The sequence below is a fragment of the Kitasatospora cineracea genome, assembly GCF_003751605.1.
GTDB lineage: Bacteria > Actinomycetota > Actinomycetes > Streptomycetales > Streptomycetaceae > Kitasatospora > Kitasatospora cineracea.
Genome location: NZ_RJVJ01000001.1, coordinates 2025907 through 2040353, shown reverse-complemented (window position 1 = coordinate 2040353; position 14447 = coordinate 2025907). Strand labels below are relative to the sequence as shown.

Genomic DNA, 14447 nt, shown 5'->3' with positions numbered 1-14447 from the left:
CCGCTCTGAGGAGCGATTAACGATGTTCGAGAGGTTCACCGACCGCGCGCGGCGGGTTGTCGTCCTGGCACAGGAAGAAGCCCGGATGCTCAACCACAACTACATCGGCACCGAGCACATCCTCCTGGGCCTGATCCACGAGGGCGAGGGTGTCGCCGCAAAGGCGCTGGAGAGCCTCGGCATCTCGCTCGAGGCGGTCCGCCAGCAGGTGGAGGAGATCATCGGCCAGGGCCAGCAGGCCCCGTCCGGCCACATCCCCTTCACCCCCCGGGCGAAGAAGGTCCTGGAGCTGTCGCTCCGCGAGGCCCTCCAGCTCGGCCACAACTACATCGGCACCGAGCACATCCTGCTCGGCCTGATCCGCGAGGGCGAGGGCGTCGCCGCCCAGGTCCTGGTGAAGCTCGGCGCCGACCTGAACCGGGTGCGCCAGCAGGTGATCCAGCTGCTGTCGGGCTACCAGGCCGGCAGCGGCAAGGAGTCGGCCACGGCCGGCGGCCCGGCCGAGGGCACCCCGTCCACCTCCCTGGTGCTCGACCAGTTCGGCCGCAACCTGACGCAGGCCGCCCGCGAGGCCAAGCTCGACCCGGTGATCGGGCGCGAGAAGGAGATCGAGCGGGTCATGCAGGTGCTGTCCCGCCGCACCAAGAACAACCCGGTGCTGATCGGCGAGCCCGGCGTCGGCAAGACCGCCGTGGTCGAGGGCCTGGCCCAGGCGATCGTCAAGGGCGAGGTCCCGGAGACGCTGAAGGACAAGCAGCTCTACACGCTGGACCTCGGCGCCCTGGTGGCCGGCTCGCGCTACCGCGGTGACTTCGAGGAGCGCCTGAAGAAGGTGCTCAAGGAGATCCGCACCCGCGGCGACATCATCCTGTTCATCGACGAGCTGCACACCCTGGTCGGTGCGGGCGCCGCCGAGGGCGCGATCGACGCCGCCTCCATCCTGAAGCCGATGCTGGCCCGCGGTGAGCTGCAGACCATCGGCGCCACCACGCTGGACGAGTACCGCAAGCACCTGGAGAAGGACGCCGCGCTGGAGCGCCGCTTCCAGCCGATCCAGGTCGCCGAGCCCTCGCTCCCGCACACCATCGAGATCCTCAAGGGCCTGCGCGACCGGTACGAGGCGCACCACCGCGTCTCGATCACCGACGCCGCCCTGGTCGCCGCCGCCACCCTGGCCGACCGGTACATCTCGGACCGCTTCCTGCCGGACAAGGCGATCGACCTGATCGACGAGGCCGGTTCCCGGATGCGCATCCGCCGGATGACCGCGCCGCCGGACCTGCGCGAGTTCGACGAGAAGATCGCCGACGTGCGCCGGGAGAAGGAGTCCGCGATCGACGCGCAGGACTTCGAGAAGGCCGCGTCGCTGCGCGACAACGAGAAGCAGCTGCTCCAGGCGAAGGCCAAGCGGGAGAAGGAGTGGAAGGCCGGCGACATGGACGTCGTGGCCGAGGTGGACGAGGAGCTCATCGCCGAGGTCCTGGCCACCGCCACCGGCATCCCGGTCTTCAAGCTGACCGAGGAGGAGTCCTCGCGCCTGCTGCGCATGGAGGACGAGCTGCACAAGCGGGTCATCGGCCAGGAGGACGCCATCAAGGCGCTCTCCCAGGCGATCCGCCGCACCCGTGCCGGCCTGAAGGACCCGAAGCGCCCCGGCGGTTCGTTCATCTTCGCTGGCCCGTCCGGTGTCGGTAAGACCGAGCTGTCCAAGACCCTGGCGGAGTTCCTGTTCGGGGACGAGGACGCGCTGATCGCGCTCGACATGTCCGAGTTCTCCGAGAAGCACACCGTCTCGCGGCTGTTCGGCTCCCCGCCCGGGTACGTGGGCTACGAGGAGGGCGGCCAGCTCACCGAGAAGGTGCGCCGCAAGCCGTTCTCGGTCGTCCTCTTCGACGAGGTCGAGAAGGCCCACCCGGACATCTTCAACTCGCTGCTGCAGATCCTGGAGGACGGTCGCCTGACCGACTCCCAGGGCCGGGTCGTGGACTTCAAGAACACGGTCATCATCATGACCACCAACCTCGGCACCCGGGACATCTCCAAGGGCTTCAACCTGGGCTTCGCGGCCACGGGTGACGTCCAGGCCGGCTACGAGCGGATGAAGGCGAAGGTCGGCGAGGAGCTCAAGCAGCACTTCCGCCCCGAGTTCCTCAACCGCGTCGACGACATCGTGGTCTTCCACCAGCTGTCCGAGGCGAACATCATCGAGATCGTCGACCTGATGATCGCCCGGGTCGACCAGCGGATGAAGGACCGGGACATGGGCATCGAGCTCAGCCCGGAGGCCAAGAGCCTGCTGGCCAAGCGGGGCTACGACCCGATCCTGGGCGCGCGTCCGCTGCGCCGCACGATCCAGCGGGAGATCGAGGACCACCTGTCCGAGAAGATCCTGTTCGGTGAGCTGCGGTCGGGCCACATCGTGGTCGTCGGCGTGGAGGGCGAGGGCAAGGAAGCCAAGTTCACCTTCCGCGGCGAGGAGAAGTCCCCGGTGGCGGACACTCCGGCGGCGGTCTCGGCGGCCGGCCCGGATCTGACGAAGTAATAGCGCCGCAAAGCGCTCGGCAAGCCTCCGCCCCCGACCTGTTCAGGTCGGGGGCGGAGGCTTTTCGGCGCCCCGCTTTTCAGTTGAAAAACTGTTTAGGTTTCCGTGTGCTGTGAATACGGGCCCGGCGGGCCGCCGAACGGGTGGACCGCGGCGAAGTGCGGGCACGATCGGCCCTTGGCGGCCCGGCCCCGCAGGTAGGTTGACGATCCGTCAGGCGAACCGGGTTGCGGGAGCATAGCGGCGTGGCCATGGCCCGGTCAAGGTCTTTCTTTTTTACCGGACCTTGGGTCAAATGTCGTCCACCTGTCTTGCATTGGTTCACCGGTCAGGCCATCAGCCCCACCGGTAAGGGGAGGACGTCACCACGTTGAAAATAACCAAGAGGGCTGTCGCGGCTTCCGCCGCCGTCGCGGTGACCGCCGCGCTCGGCGCCGGAATGCTCCCGGGGACGGCCACCGCCGCCCCGGCGACCACGACGATCACCGACCCGGCCGACGCCGTCCAGAACGACAGCGTTCCGCGTGAGCTCCAGAGCCCGCTGGCCGACAAGCAGCAGGCCGAGCAGACCGCCGCGGTGGAGCAGCTGGTCAACGGGACCGCGAAGGTCGAGCAGCACGGCAGCGGCTCCTCGATCAAGCTGGGCCGCGACAAGTACGTCGAGCTGTCCCGCGAGCGCACCGACAAGATCTTCACGATCCTCGTCGACTTCGGCGACCAGGTGGACACCACCACCAAGACCGCCGACGGCAAGGTCAAGTACGGCGGCACCCCCGGCCCGGCGCGCAACCAGATCGCCGCCCCGGACCGCAAGAACGACAACTCGACGGCCTGGCAGGCGGACTACAACCAGGCGCACTACCAGGACATCTACTTCGCGAAGGACAAGCCTTCGCTGAAGACGTACTACGAGCGCCAGTCCTCCGGCCGGTACTCGGTCGACGGCCTGGTCACCGACTGGGTGCGGGTGCCGTGGAACGAGGCCCGCTACGGCTCGGACTACTGCGGCCAGCACGTCTGCGCCAACGCGCAGGACCTGATCCGCGACGGCATCGACGCCTGGGTCGCCGACCAGAAGGCCAAGGGCCGCACCGACGCCCAGATCAAGGCCGACCTGGCGCAGTACGACCAGTGGGACCGCTACGACTACGACGGCGACGGCAACTTCAACGAGCCGGACGGCTACCTGGACCACTTCCAGATCGTCCACGCCGGTGAGGACCAGTCGGCCGGCGGCGGCGTGCAGGGCACCGACGCGCTGTGGGCGCACCGCTCGTACGCGTACGCCAACCAGGCGGGCAAGACCGGCCCGGACGACAACAAGCTCGGCGGCACCCAGATCGGCGCCACCGGCCTGTGGGTCGGCGACTACACCATGCAGCCGGAGAACGGCGGCCTGGGCGTGTTCGCCCACGAGTACGGCCACGACCTGGGCCTGCCGGACCTGTACGACACCACCGGCCAGGGCGTCGACAACTCGGTCGGCTTCTGGTCGCTGATGTCCTCCGGCTCCTGGCTGGGCGAGGGCAAGAACGAGATCGGCGACATGCCGAACGACCTCGACGTCTGGTCGAAGCTCAAGCTGGGCTGGCTGAACTACGACACCGCCAAGGCGGGCCAGACCTCGCTGTCGCTGCTCGGCCCGGTCGAGTACAACACCAAGCGCAAGCAGGGCCTGGTCGTCAACCTGCCGCCGAAGACCGTCACCACCGAGATCAACTCCCCGTTCGAGGGTGGCAACGAGTGGTGGAGCGGCAGCGCCGACGACCTGAACGTCTCGCTGGCCCGTGACGTCGACCTGACCGGCAAGACCTCGGCCACGCTGACCGCCAAGGCCTGGTTCGAGCTGGAGACGGACTACGACTACGCGTACGCCGAGGTCTCCACCGACGGCGGCAAGAACTGGACCGCGCTGGCCGGCACCTTCAACGGCGCCGCGCTGCCGGACAACGCGATCAACGGCACCTCGAACGGCGCCTGGGGCGACCTGTCCTTCCCGCTGGACGCGTACGCCGGCAAGGCCGTCAAGGTCCGCTTCCACAACACCACCGACGGCGGCGTCCACTACAAGGGCCTGGCCCTGGACAACATCGCGGTGACCGCGGACGGCGCGGCCCTGTTCACCGACGGCGCCGAGAACGGCGACAACGGCTGGACCGCGACCGGCTTCTCCCGGATCTCCGGCAAGTTCTCCAAGGACTACGACCAGCACTACCTGGTCGAGAACCGCCAGTACGTCTCGTTCGACACCACGCTGAAGACCGGCCCGTACAACTTCGGCTCGGCCGCCCGTCCGGACTGGGTGGAGCACTACGCCAACCAGAACGGCATCCTGATCTGGCTGTGGGACTCCTCGCAGTCCGACAACAACGTGTTCAACCACCCGGGCCAGGGCCTGATCCTGCCGGTCGACGCCCACCCGGCGCCGCTGAAGTGGAACGACGGCACGCTGATGCGTCCGCGCTTCCAGTCCTACGACGCGACCTTCGGCTCCGACCGCACCGACGGCCTGAAGCTGCACAAGGCCGACGCGCTCACCAAGATCCCGAGCTCGCGTGGTGTGACGGTCTTCAACGACCACACCACCAAGTACTGGTCCGCGGACAACCAGTACAGCAGCGTCCAGGTCCCGGACACCCGCACCCAGATCGAGGTGCTATGGCAGTCCCACGACGACCTGGAAGCCATGATCAAGGTCTCTCCCGTCCGGAAGTGACGCCTGATCGGTAGCACGACGAGGGCCCCGGCGGTTTCCGAACCGCCGGGGCCCTCCCGCGTGCCCGGCCGGTCAGAGCAGGGCGAGGAAGTCCTGCAGCGCCGCGGTGACCTCCTTGGCGCTCCACCCGGCGGCGTCGGCGGCGACCGTCACCTCGGTCATCGACAGGCCGGGCTGCGGGCCCGGCTCGCGCCAGCCGCCGAACAGCGCGACGCCCTGCTCCTCGGCCTGCCGCAGGCCGGCCTCGTCGAGGAGCTCGGCGGGGTGCGGCAGCCAGAACTGGAACTGGTGGGTGTGCGGCGGCGCGGGGTGCACCCGGGCGCCCGGGGCCTCGGCGAGCGCGGCGGCGACCACCTTGGCGTGCGCCACGTACCCGGGCAGCCGGGGCAGCTCGCGGTCCAGCCCGGCCAGCGCGGAGAGCACCGCCGGCCACTGCTGCCAGAGGTTGCCGCCGTAGCGGTGCCGCCAGACCCTGAGCCGGCGGACGAACTCCTCCTCGCCGGCCACCAGGGCGCCGCTGTGGCCGCCGAGCGACTTGTAGCAGGAGACGTACACCGAGCCGGCCCGGGCGCAGACCTCCGGCAGGGTGCGGCCCAGGTGCGGGGCGGACTCCCAGAGCCGGGCACCGTCCAGGTGGACCGGGCGGCCCTGCCGTTCGGCCAGGTCGTACAGCGCCTCCAGCTCGGCCCAGTCGGGCAGCAGGAAGCCGGCGTCACGCAGCGGCAGTTCCAGCATCAGCACGTCGTACGGCTCGTCCAGGACGGCCAGTTCGGCGGCGGTGGGGAGCCGGGGCGCGCCGGTCAGCGGGACGCTGCGCAGACCGGACAGCACCTGGTGGGCGCGGCGCTCGTGGCGCTCGGGGTGGGCGAGCGGGTGCATGCCGACCACCGGGCCGTGGGTGTCGGCCCAGGTCTTCAGGGCGGCCTGCTGGGCCATCGTCCCGGTGGGGAAGTAGGCGGCGGCGGGCTTGCCGAGCAGCTCGGCGGTGCGGCGCTCCAGGGTGCGGACGATGCCGTTGCCGTACATGTCGACCGGCTCGTCCGGGGTGAGCGGGCCGTCGGCCAGGCCGGCCAGGTCGGCGAGCGCTTCGCGGACGGTCTGCGGTCGGCCGCCGGAGAGCAGCCGGCCGGCCTGGCGGCGGGCCCGGAAACGGCGGTCCTGAACAGGGGTGTCGTTCATCAGCTGATCATCTCCGACGGGGATTCCCCGACCGAGCGGCGGGGGCGGGTGGATCGGATGGTGCAGCTGGTTCGAAGCGCTGTTCTACCCGGGGCGGTTCGGGCCCAAACCGGGCGGTTCCCGGTGGCGCTGCTCACAGCACATTTCCGACATACGACCCGGGATAGGAGGTTTGGGGCGCGAAAAGCCGTTCGGGCCGACGCCTCGCGGGGGTATTCCGGCCGCCCTGCGCACTACCGGCCGTCGTAGGTCACACGCTTGGGCCTTCGCATCCGGGTCGTTTACACCGGAGTCGTTCCACCAGTTCGGCGAGCCGCACCGGCTCGGCCCCGCGCTGGCCCCGTCCCGTGAGGTACCGACCCCGATGCGTTCCCTCCCCGCCACCGGCCGCCGGCTTCTCCAGGCGATCAGCACCAAGCACGTCCGCTCGGTGCTCTCCTCCGCCCCGCTCACCACGGCCCGGATGGCCCCCGCCAAGGCACTCGCCTCCGGCGCCGCCGTGGTCGCCGCCGGCGCGCTGCTGATCCCCACCGGGCAGGCTGTCGCGCAGGGCGCGCACCCGGCCGACCAGACCGCCGCCACCGCTGCCACCGCCGCCACCGTGCAGGCGCAGGACTTCCGGCTGCCCGTCCAGGCCGCGCCGCAGAGCGAGCAGGCCAAGGCGGCCAAGGCCGCGGTCGTCGCCTCGCTGGACGGCGGCGCCGGGCCGGACGCCCAGGCCCGGCCGCAGGACGAGCAGGCCTCCCGCAGCGAGCAGCGCACCGAGCTGCAGGCCGCCGGGCAGGACACCGAGCAGGAGCAGGCCGCTGCCGCCGCCGCCCAGCAGCAGGCGGCCGACCAGGCCGCCGCGGAGCAGGCCGCCGCCGCGCAGGCCGCGCAGGCCGCCGCCCAGCAGCAGGCGGCCGAGCAGCAGGCCGCCGCCGAGAAGGCGGCCGCCGACCAGGCCGCCGCGGAGCAGGCCGCTGCCGCGCAGGCCGCCGCCGCCAAGCCGTCCTGGTCCTCCCCCGCGCCGGGCGCGGCGATCAGCAACCCGTACCACAAGACCAACGCGGCGTACGCGGCCGGCTACCACACCGGCACCGACTTCGCGGTCTCGGTCGGCACCCCGGTGCTGGCCGTCGGCGACGCCACCGTGGTGTCGGCCGGCTACGCGGGCGCCTACGGCAACCAGATCGTGCTGAAGCTCTCCGACGGCCGCTTCGCCCAGTACGCGCACCTGTCGCAGCTCGGCGTGAAGGCCGGGCAGCACGTGGCCGCGGGCGACCAGGTCGGCAAGTCCGGGAACACCGGCAACTCGCACGGCCCGCACCTGCACTTCGAGATCCGCACCGCCAACCAGTACGCGAAGGTGATCGACCCGGTCGGCTACCTGAAGCAGCACGGCGCGACCAACTTCTGATCCGCCGCTCCCCCGCCGCTCAGCCCGAGCCGTCCGCGCCTACCGCGCGGGCGGCTCGATGCGTGCCGCGACCTCCAGGGCGACCTCCAGGGCCGCTTCCATCGCCTCCTCCACCGAGGGGGCGGGCCGGTCGGGCTCGCACAGGTCCGCCTTGAGCAGGAACATCGCCGAGTGCATGGAGGTCAGCGCGACGGTGGCGCGCAGCTTGTCGCGGAAGGTCGGCTCCGGGCCGTGCAGCAGGCTGATCATCCGGATCATCCGGTCCTTGAACGCCAGCCCGGCCGCGGACTCCCGCAGCGCGGGCTGGTTCTCGTGGAAGAACCGCAGCAGCGGGGCCCGCTCGCCCATCCCGGCCGCGAACCGGCGCAGCAGTTCGTCGCGCAGCCCGGGCGACCAGGGCTTGCCCTCGCCGTAGGCGATGGCGTCGTCGAGCGGGGCGGCCATCTTCTCGACGATGCCGCGGACGATGTCGTCCTTGGTCTTGAAGTGGTAGTACAGGGCGGCCTTGGTGACCCCCAGGCGGTCGGCGATCTCCCGCAGCGAGGTCTTCTCGTAGCCGTGCTCGGCGAACAACTCCAGGGCCACGTCGATGATCCGCGCTCTGGTGTCGCTGCGGGGGCTCTGGGTGGTGGTCATCGCTGGCGGCCTGCCTCGTGAAGCGGGTGCGGGACCGGCGTCGAGGTCCCGTTCGGTTGGCATTCTCCCTGCCCAGAGGGGCTGCTCCGAAACTGGCTTGACGACCGGCTAGGGAACAACCTACCGTGCCGGACGGCGATTAACTAGCCGGTCGTCAAGTAAGTACCGCCGCGGTACCCCGCGGCACCTGTGCCCCGGGAGAGACGCACCATGACAACCCAGCAGTCCGAGGCGGTTCCGGGGGAGCCGCCCGTCGAACTCGGGAAGCCCGACGAGTTCGTGCAGCGCCCGCACCGCGAGATCCGCCTGGTGATGGTCGGCCTGGTCATCACCATGCTGCTCGCCATGCTGGACAACCTGATCGTCGGCACCGCGATGCCCACCATCGTCGGCGAGCTGCACGGCGCCGAGCACATGTCCTGGGTGGTGACGTCCTACACCCTGGCCACCGCCGCCTCCACCCCGATCTGGGGCAAGGTCGGCGACCTGTACGGCCGCAAGGGCTCGTTCCTGGTCTCGATCGTGATCTTCCTGCTCGGCTCGGCGCTGTCCGGCCTGTCGCAGAGCATGGGCCAGCTGATCGCCTTCCGCGCCGTCCAGGGCCTCGGCGCCGGCGGCCTGATGGTCGGCGTGATGTCGATCATGGGCGCGCTGGTGCTGCCCCGCGACCGCGGCAAGTACCAGGGCATGTTCGCCGCCGTGATGGCGCTGGCCACCGTCGGCGGCCCGCTGATCGGCGGCTTCATCACCGACCACCTGAACTGGCGCTGGACGTTCTACGTCAACCTGCCGCTGGGCGCGATCGCGCTGGTCTTCATCGTCGTGGTGCTGAAGCTGCCCAAGATCCGCTCCAACGCGAAGATCGACTACTTCGGCGCGGTGCTGCTCACCGTCGGCATCGTCTCGGCCGTGCTGGTCACCACCTGGGGCGGCCACGAGTACGCCTGGGGATCGAAGCAGATCCTCGGCCTGGGCACGCTCGGCCTGGCCTCGCTGATCGGCTTCTGCTACGTCGAGCAGCGGGTCGCCGAGCCGATCATCCCGCTCAAGCTGTTCCGCAACCGGAACTTCACCATGGTCTCGATCATCGGCTTCATCGTCGGTTTCGCGATGTTCGGCGCGGTGACCTTCCTGCCCACCTACCAGCAGATCGTCCAGGGCGCCTCGGCGACCAACTCCGGCCTGCTGCTGATGCCGATGATGTTCGGCATGCTGGTGGTCTCGCTGGTGGTCGGCCAGGCCATCACCAAGACCGGCAAGTACCGGATCTTCCCGATCATCGGCACCACCGTGATGGCCGGCGGCTCGCTGCTGCTGTCCACCCTCGCCGTGGACACCAAGAGCTTCACCTCCTCCTGCTACATGGTGGTGCTCGGCGCCGGCATGGGCTTCCTGATGCAGGTCACCATGCTGGTCGCGCAGAACAGCGTGGAGATGAAGGACATGGGCGTCGCCTCGTCCTCCGCCACCCTGTTCCGCACCATCGGCGGCTCCTTCGGCGTGGCGCTGTTCGGCACCCTGTACATCAACCGCCTCAACGACACCCTGAAGGCCGCCGGGATGCCGGCCGGCGGCGAGTCCACCGGCTCGATGAGCCCGGAGACGCTGAAGAGCATGCCGCCCGAGGCGGTCTCGGTGCTCCAGCACGGCATCGCCAACGGCATGCACACCGTCTTCCTGTGGGGCACGGTGATCAGCGTGGTCGCCATCGCCGCCTCGCTGTTCCTCCGCGAGGTCAAGCTCCGCGGTGGCGCGGACGCCGCCGAGGCCAAGGCCGAGGCCGCCCTGGAGGGCGCGCTCTGAGGCCCGCCGCGGCCTGAGGGACGCCGAACGGCCCGGGACCACGCGGTCCCGGGCCGTTCGCGCGCTCCGCGCGGGGTTACTGCGGCAGCCGGTAGGTGCCCGGCCCGACCGGCTCGACCAGCCCGTCGGCGACCAGCCCGTCCAGCGCCCGGGCGCGCTGCACCGCGTCCGGCCACACCACGTCCAACTGCCCCTGGGCGACCGTCCCGTGGGCGTCCCGCAGCACCGCCAGCAGCTTGCCGCGCACCTGCCGGTCGGTGCCCTCGTACGTCTGCCCGCGGCGGGCCGGGCCCTGGTGCGGGGGGCGGCCGGCCCGCTGCCAGGCGCAGTCCGCCCGCAGCGGGCAGGTGCCGCACTCCGGGCCGCGCGCGGTGCACACCAGGGCGCCCAGCTCCATCACCGCGACCGCCCAGGTCGCGGCCCGCTCGTCGGTCGCGGGCAGCAGCTCGACGGCGGTGCGGCGCTCGGCGGCCGTGGTGGCGTTCGCCGGGTACTCGACGCCGGTCACCGCCCGGGCGAACACCCGGCGCACGTTGGTGTCCAGCACCGCGTGCCGCTGCCGGAACGCGAACGAGGCGACCGCCGCCGCCGTGTACTCCCCCACCCCGGGCAGGGCCAGCAGCGCCGCGTGGTCCTCCGGCACCGCGCCGCCGTGCCGCTCGGTGATGGCGACGGCCGCCCCGTGCAGCCGCAGCGCGCGGCGCGGGTAGCCGAGCCGGCCCCACATCCGCACCGCCTCGCCGGGCGCGTCGGCGGCCAGCGCGGCGGGCGTGGGCCAGCGCTCCAGCCAGGCCGCGTAGGCGGGCAGCACCCGCTTGACCGGCGTCTGCTGGAGCATGAACTCGCTGACCATCACGGCCCACGGCGAGGCGTCCGGGGTGCGCCAGGGCAGGTCGCGGGCGTGGGTCTCGTACCAGCCGATGACGGTCGAGTGCAGCGCCTGGACGGCGCCCGGGGAGAGAGTCGAAGCTGTGGCAACCATGGTTTTTCGATCCTGCCACGACCGGTGCCGCAGGCTTAAAGCCCCAGGTCGTCGAGCTCCTTCAGCAGGTCCGCGCGCGGGCTGGCCGGGCCGGCCGCGATCTGGCCGGACTTCTTCCCTGGCTTCCGGCCGGACCCGCCGCCCGGGCCGGGCAGCGACAGGGTGTCTCCCCCGTCGGACAGCGCGGCCGCCGGCTTCGGGCTGCGGTCCCGGAAGATCCACGCCCCCAGCAGGCCGCCGACCAGGCCGCCGATGTGGGCCAGCCAGGACACCCCGGGGGTGCCCGGGACGGCCGTGCTCAGCAGGTAGGCGAAGGAGGCGCCCATCACCAGGCCGATCAGCGAGTCGATGAGGTTGCGGTCGAACAGGCCGCGCAGCACCACGTAGCCGAGGTAGCCGAAGACCACGCCGCTCGCGCCGACGGTCACCGTGTCGCCCGACTGGAACAGCCACACCGCCATCCCGCTGGTCACCACCAGCAGCACCGTCAGCCCGAGGAACTTGCGCACCCCGCGGTACGCGGCGAGGAAGCCGAACACGAACAGCGGGCCCGAATTGCCTTCCAGGTGCTGCCAGTTCAGGTGCAGGAAGGGGGCGGTCAGCAGGTACCCGAGGGTGTCCGCGTCGTGCGGGCGGATGCCGTGCATCACCGCCATCCGCCCGTCCAGCAGCCAGTTGACCAGTTGCGTCGCCCACACCAGGCAGAGGAACCCGAACATGACGAAGAACGCCTTGCGCGCTTCGGCGATCATCTGCGCCGGGTCGAGGGGCGTACCGGTGGGTGCGGGGGCGTGCGGGGAGGCCATGAGGGCGACTATAGGGCGACGTGCCGACGTGTCGAGTCCCTCTTCCGGACCAAATGGCGGATGATGTGAAAGAAGTGGTCCCGGTGCGGTGTTGATGCGTCAACAGGTGCACACGGTCTCGTAGAGTTTGCGCGTGCCCTCTCTGCGCCAGCCCGTCGGACCACTGCCCGCCTCGATCTACTGGCGGCGCCGCGTCGTGGTCCTCGCCGCCCTCGCCGTCGTCCTGCTCCTGGTCGGCTGGCTGGTGTTCGGCGGCAGTGGCGGCGACCAGCGGAAGAAGTCCTCCCAGGGCAGCCCGCTGCCCGCCCCCGCCCAGTCCATCACCCCCGGCGCCTCCCCGACCGGCCCCGCCATCACCACCCGCCCCGGCGGCACCGGCGGCGGCTCCGGCGGGACGGGCTCCGGCGCGGGCGGCGAGATCAGCGTCACCGGCGGCAACAGCACCTCCGGAGGCGGCAGTTCCTCCGGCGGCACGGGCGGCGGCACGGGCGGGACGGGCTCCGGCACCGGCGCCCCCCGGGCCGGCGGCGGGGCCTCGCCCGCCGTCAACACCACCGAGGTGATGGCCCTGCCGGTCTGCACCACCGCGCAGCTCACCCTCGAACTCGCCTCGGCGCAGAACTCGTACGCGGCGAAGGACAAGCCGAAGCTGGCGCTGACCGTCCGCAACTCCTCCGGCGCGGGCTGCCGGATCAACCTCTCCCACGCGTACTCGTTCCTGACCGTCACCTCCAGCGCCAACGAGCGGATCTGGTCCTCCGCCGACTGCGTCACCGAACGCGTCGACGCCTGGGCCCAGATCGCCGGCAACAGCGGCGTCACCGAGACCTTCACCTGGGACCGCACCCGCTCCAAGCCGCAGTGCGCCACCCCCGACCCGGCGCCCGCCCAGCCCGGCAACTACCTCGTCCAGGCCGACCTCACCGGCCCGGCCGGCGGCCCGCTCTCGGCCCGCGCCTCGATCCGCCTGGAGGGCTGAGCCCCGAGGTCCTAGTAGTGCTTTGTTAGGTCGGGGCTGGGGTTGGTGTGGCGGCGGGGCGGTGGCATGTCGGGCATGGTCCGTTCCAGGTGGCCAGGAGCTGTTGGAGTGCTCTGACGGTCTGGTAGAGGGTCATGCCCGAGCAGGGACTTTTGGGCGGCTCCGGGTCAGGGTCACGAAGAGGTGGGCGGCGGTGACGAGCGTGACGTGCCGGTGCCAGCCCATCCAGGAACGGCCCTCGAAGTGGTCCAGGCCGAGGGCGGTCTTGAGCTCGCGGTAGTCGTGCTCGATCCGCCAGCGGATCTTGGCGAGCCGCACGAGTTCCTCGACGGAGGTGTCCTCGGGCAGGTTCGAGACCCAGTAGTGGGACGGCTCCGACACCTCCGGCGGCCACTGGGCAAGAAGCCAGCACGGCGGCAGGGTGCCGTCCTCCTCGATCCGTGGACGACGTCCGGCCAGACGCACGCGCAGCACGACGAAGGTCGAGGTCAGGTGGTCGCGGGAGCCACGCCGCCAGGTCACCGTCCGGGCCGCTTCCCGACCTGCGGCCCGGACGTGCTCGGCCAACGGAACGGGACGGGTGCGATAGCGGGGCTTGGGCCGTGGGCCGAGTCCGCCGTAGGGCGGTCGGTGGGTGACGGCGTCGATGGGGTGGGCGGTCGTCAGACCTTTGACCTGCACGATCCACCGCAGCCCGCGCTCGTCGAGGGCCGCGCGGAAGTACGCGTTGTCGCCGTAGCCGGCGTCGGCGACCACGACCGGAGGGAGGAGCTTCCACGTCGCGAGCTCGTCGATCATCTCCAGGGCCAGTTGCCACTTCGGCCGGTGGCCCTCGGCGGGCGGGATCCCGCAACGGGCCCGGCGACGCTCGGCGAAGGCCGCCCCGGCCGGGTCTGCGGCCTTCGCCGGATCCCAGGACTCGGGCAGGAACAGTCTCCAGTTCAGCGGGCAGGACGCGCTGTCGGTGACCGCGTGAACGCTCACCCCCACCTGGCAGTTGCCGACCTTGCCCAAAGGGCCCGAGTACTGGCGGGCCACGCCCGGCGAACCGGCGCCGTCCTTCGGGAAGCCGGTGTCGTCCACGACCCACGCATCCGCTCCCAGGACGCGTGTCGCACGGTCGGCGAGCCTGGACCTGATCTGCTCCACCGGCCACGTCGAGGAGGAGATGAACTGCTGCAGGCGCTGGTGGTCGATGCCGAGCCGCTCGGCCATCGGCTGCATCGACTTGCGCCGGCCGTCCAGCAGCAGGCCACGGAGGTAGCTGATGCCCTTGTCCTGCTGGTCCGAGCGTCGCAGCGGAGCGAACACCTCCGCCGCGAACGCCTCCAACTCATCACGTAACGAACCCAGTTCATCCGGAGTCATACCTCCAGAGAACCCCCGAAACACACCCGGGACCAGA

10 protein-coding genes are annotated in these 14447 nt (G+C 71.0%); 5 read left to right on the top strand and 5 right to left on the bottom strand.

Features of this window, described 5'->3' with window-relative positions:
* Positions 1 to 22: 22 nt before the first annotated feature.
* Together EDD39_RS09350 and EDD39_RS09345 are read left to right on the top strand one after the other, a co-directional pair.
* Complete coding sequence (locus tag EDD39_RS09350; RefSeq protein WP_123554757.1) at positions 23 to 2542, top strand: ATP-dependent Clp protease ATP-binding subunit; 2520 nt, start codon at positions 23 to 25, stop codon at positions 2540 to 2542.
* A gap of 370 nt (positions 2543 to 2912) precedes the next feature.
* A complete protein-coding gene (locus tag EDD39_RS09345) occupies positions 2913 to 5258 on the top strand; it encodes an immune inhibitor A domain-containing protein (protein ID WP_425269668.1) in 2346 nt (781 codons plus the stop codon).
* A 72-nt stretch (positions 5259 to 5330) separates the two neighbouring features.
* Here EDD39_RS09345 and EDD39_RS09340 read toward each other — a convergent pair whose 3' ends face one another.
* A complete protein-coding gene (locus EDD39_RS09340) occupies positions 5331 to 6437 on the bottom strand; it encodes a threonine aldolase family protein (RefSeq protein WP_123554753.1) in 1107 nt (368 codons plus the stop codon).
* 364 nt (positions 6438 to 6801) lie between these two features.
* On the opposite strand from EDD39_RS09340, the gene EDD39_RS09335 reads away from it, so the two are divergent.
* Complete coding sequence (locus EDD39_RS09335) at positions 6802 to 7836, top strand: M23 family metallopeptidase (protein ID WP_123554751.1); 1035 nt, start codon at positions 6802 to 6804, stop codon at positions 7834 to 7836.
* A 39-nt stretch (positions 7837 to 7875) separates the two neighbouring features.
* Here EDD39_RS09335 and EDD39_RS41980 read toward each other — a convergent pair whose 3' ends face one another.
* Positions 7876 to 8472 carry a TetR/AcrR family transcriptional regulator gene (locus tag EDD39_RS41980; protein WP_030908316.1) on the bottom strand — a complete coding sequence of 199 codons (597 nt, stop codon included), beginning with the start codon at positions 8470 to 8472 and terminating at the stop codon, positions 7876 to 7878.
* 210 nt (positions 8473 to 8682) lie between these two features.
* Here EDD39_RS41980 and EDD39_RS09325 point away from each other — a divergent pair, with 210 nt between their 5' ends.
* Positions 8683 to 10275, top strand: coding sequence for an MDR family MFS transporter (locus EDD39_RS09325; protein WP_123554749.1), 1593 nt, complete (start codon positions 8683 to 8685; stop codon positions 10273 to 10275).
* 76 nt (positions 10276 to 10351) lie between these two features.
* On the opposite strand, the gene EDD39_RS09320 is transcribed toward EDD39_RS09325, so the two are convergent.
* Both EDD39_RS09320 and EDD39_RS09315 read right to left on the bottom strand, forming a co-directional pair.
* Positions 10352 to 11257 carry an HhH-GPD family protein gene (locus EDD39_RS09320; RefSeq protein WP_123554747.1) on the bottom strand — a complete coding sequence of 302 codons (906 nt, stop codon included), beginning with the start codon at positions 11255 to 11257 and terminating at the stop codon, positions 10352 to 10354.
* 35 nt (positions 11258 to 11292) lie between these two features.
* Positions 11293 to 12063 carry a rhomboid family intramembrane serine protease gene (locus EDD39_RS09315; protein WP_123554745.1) on the bottom strand — a complete coding sequence of 257 codons (771 nt, stop codon included), beginning with the start codon at positions 12061 to 12063 and terminating at the stop codon, positions 11293 to 11295.
* Between the two features lie 133 nt (positions 12064 to 12196).
* On the opposite strand from EDD39_RS09315, the gene EDD39_RS41975 reads away from it, so the two are divergent.
* Positions 12197 to 13042 carry a hypothetical protein gene (locus EDD39_RS41975; protein ID WP_123554742.1) on the top strand — a complete coding sequence of 282 codons (846 nt, stop codon included), beginning with the start codon at positions 12197 to 12199 and terminating at the stop codon, positions 13040 to 13042.
* A 132-nt stretch (positions 13043 to 13174) separates the two neighbouring features.
* Here EDD39_RS41975 and EDD39_RS09305 read toward each other — a convergent pair whose 3' ends face one another.
* Positions 13175 to 14410: an IS701 family transposase gene (locus tag EDD39_RS09305; protein WP_123554740.1), complete on the bottom strand. Its 1236-nt coding sequence runs from the start codon at positions 14408 to 14410 to the stop codon at positions 13175 to 13177.
* Positions 14411 to 14447: the final 37 nt, after the last annotated feature.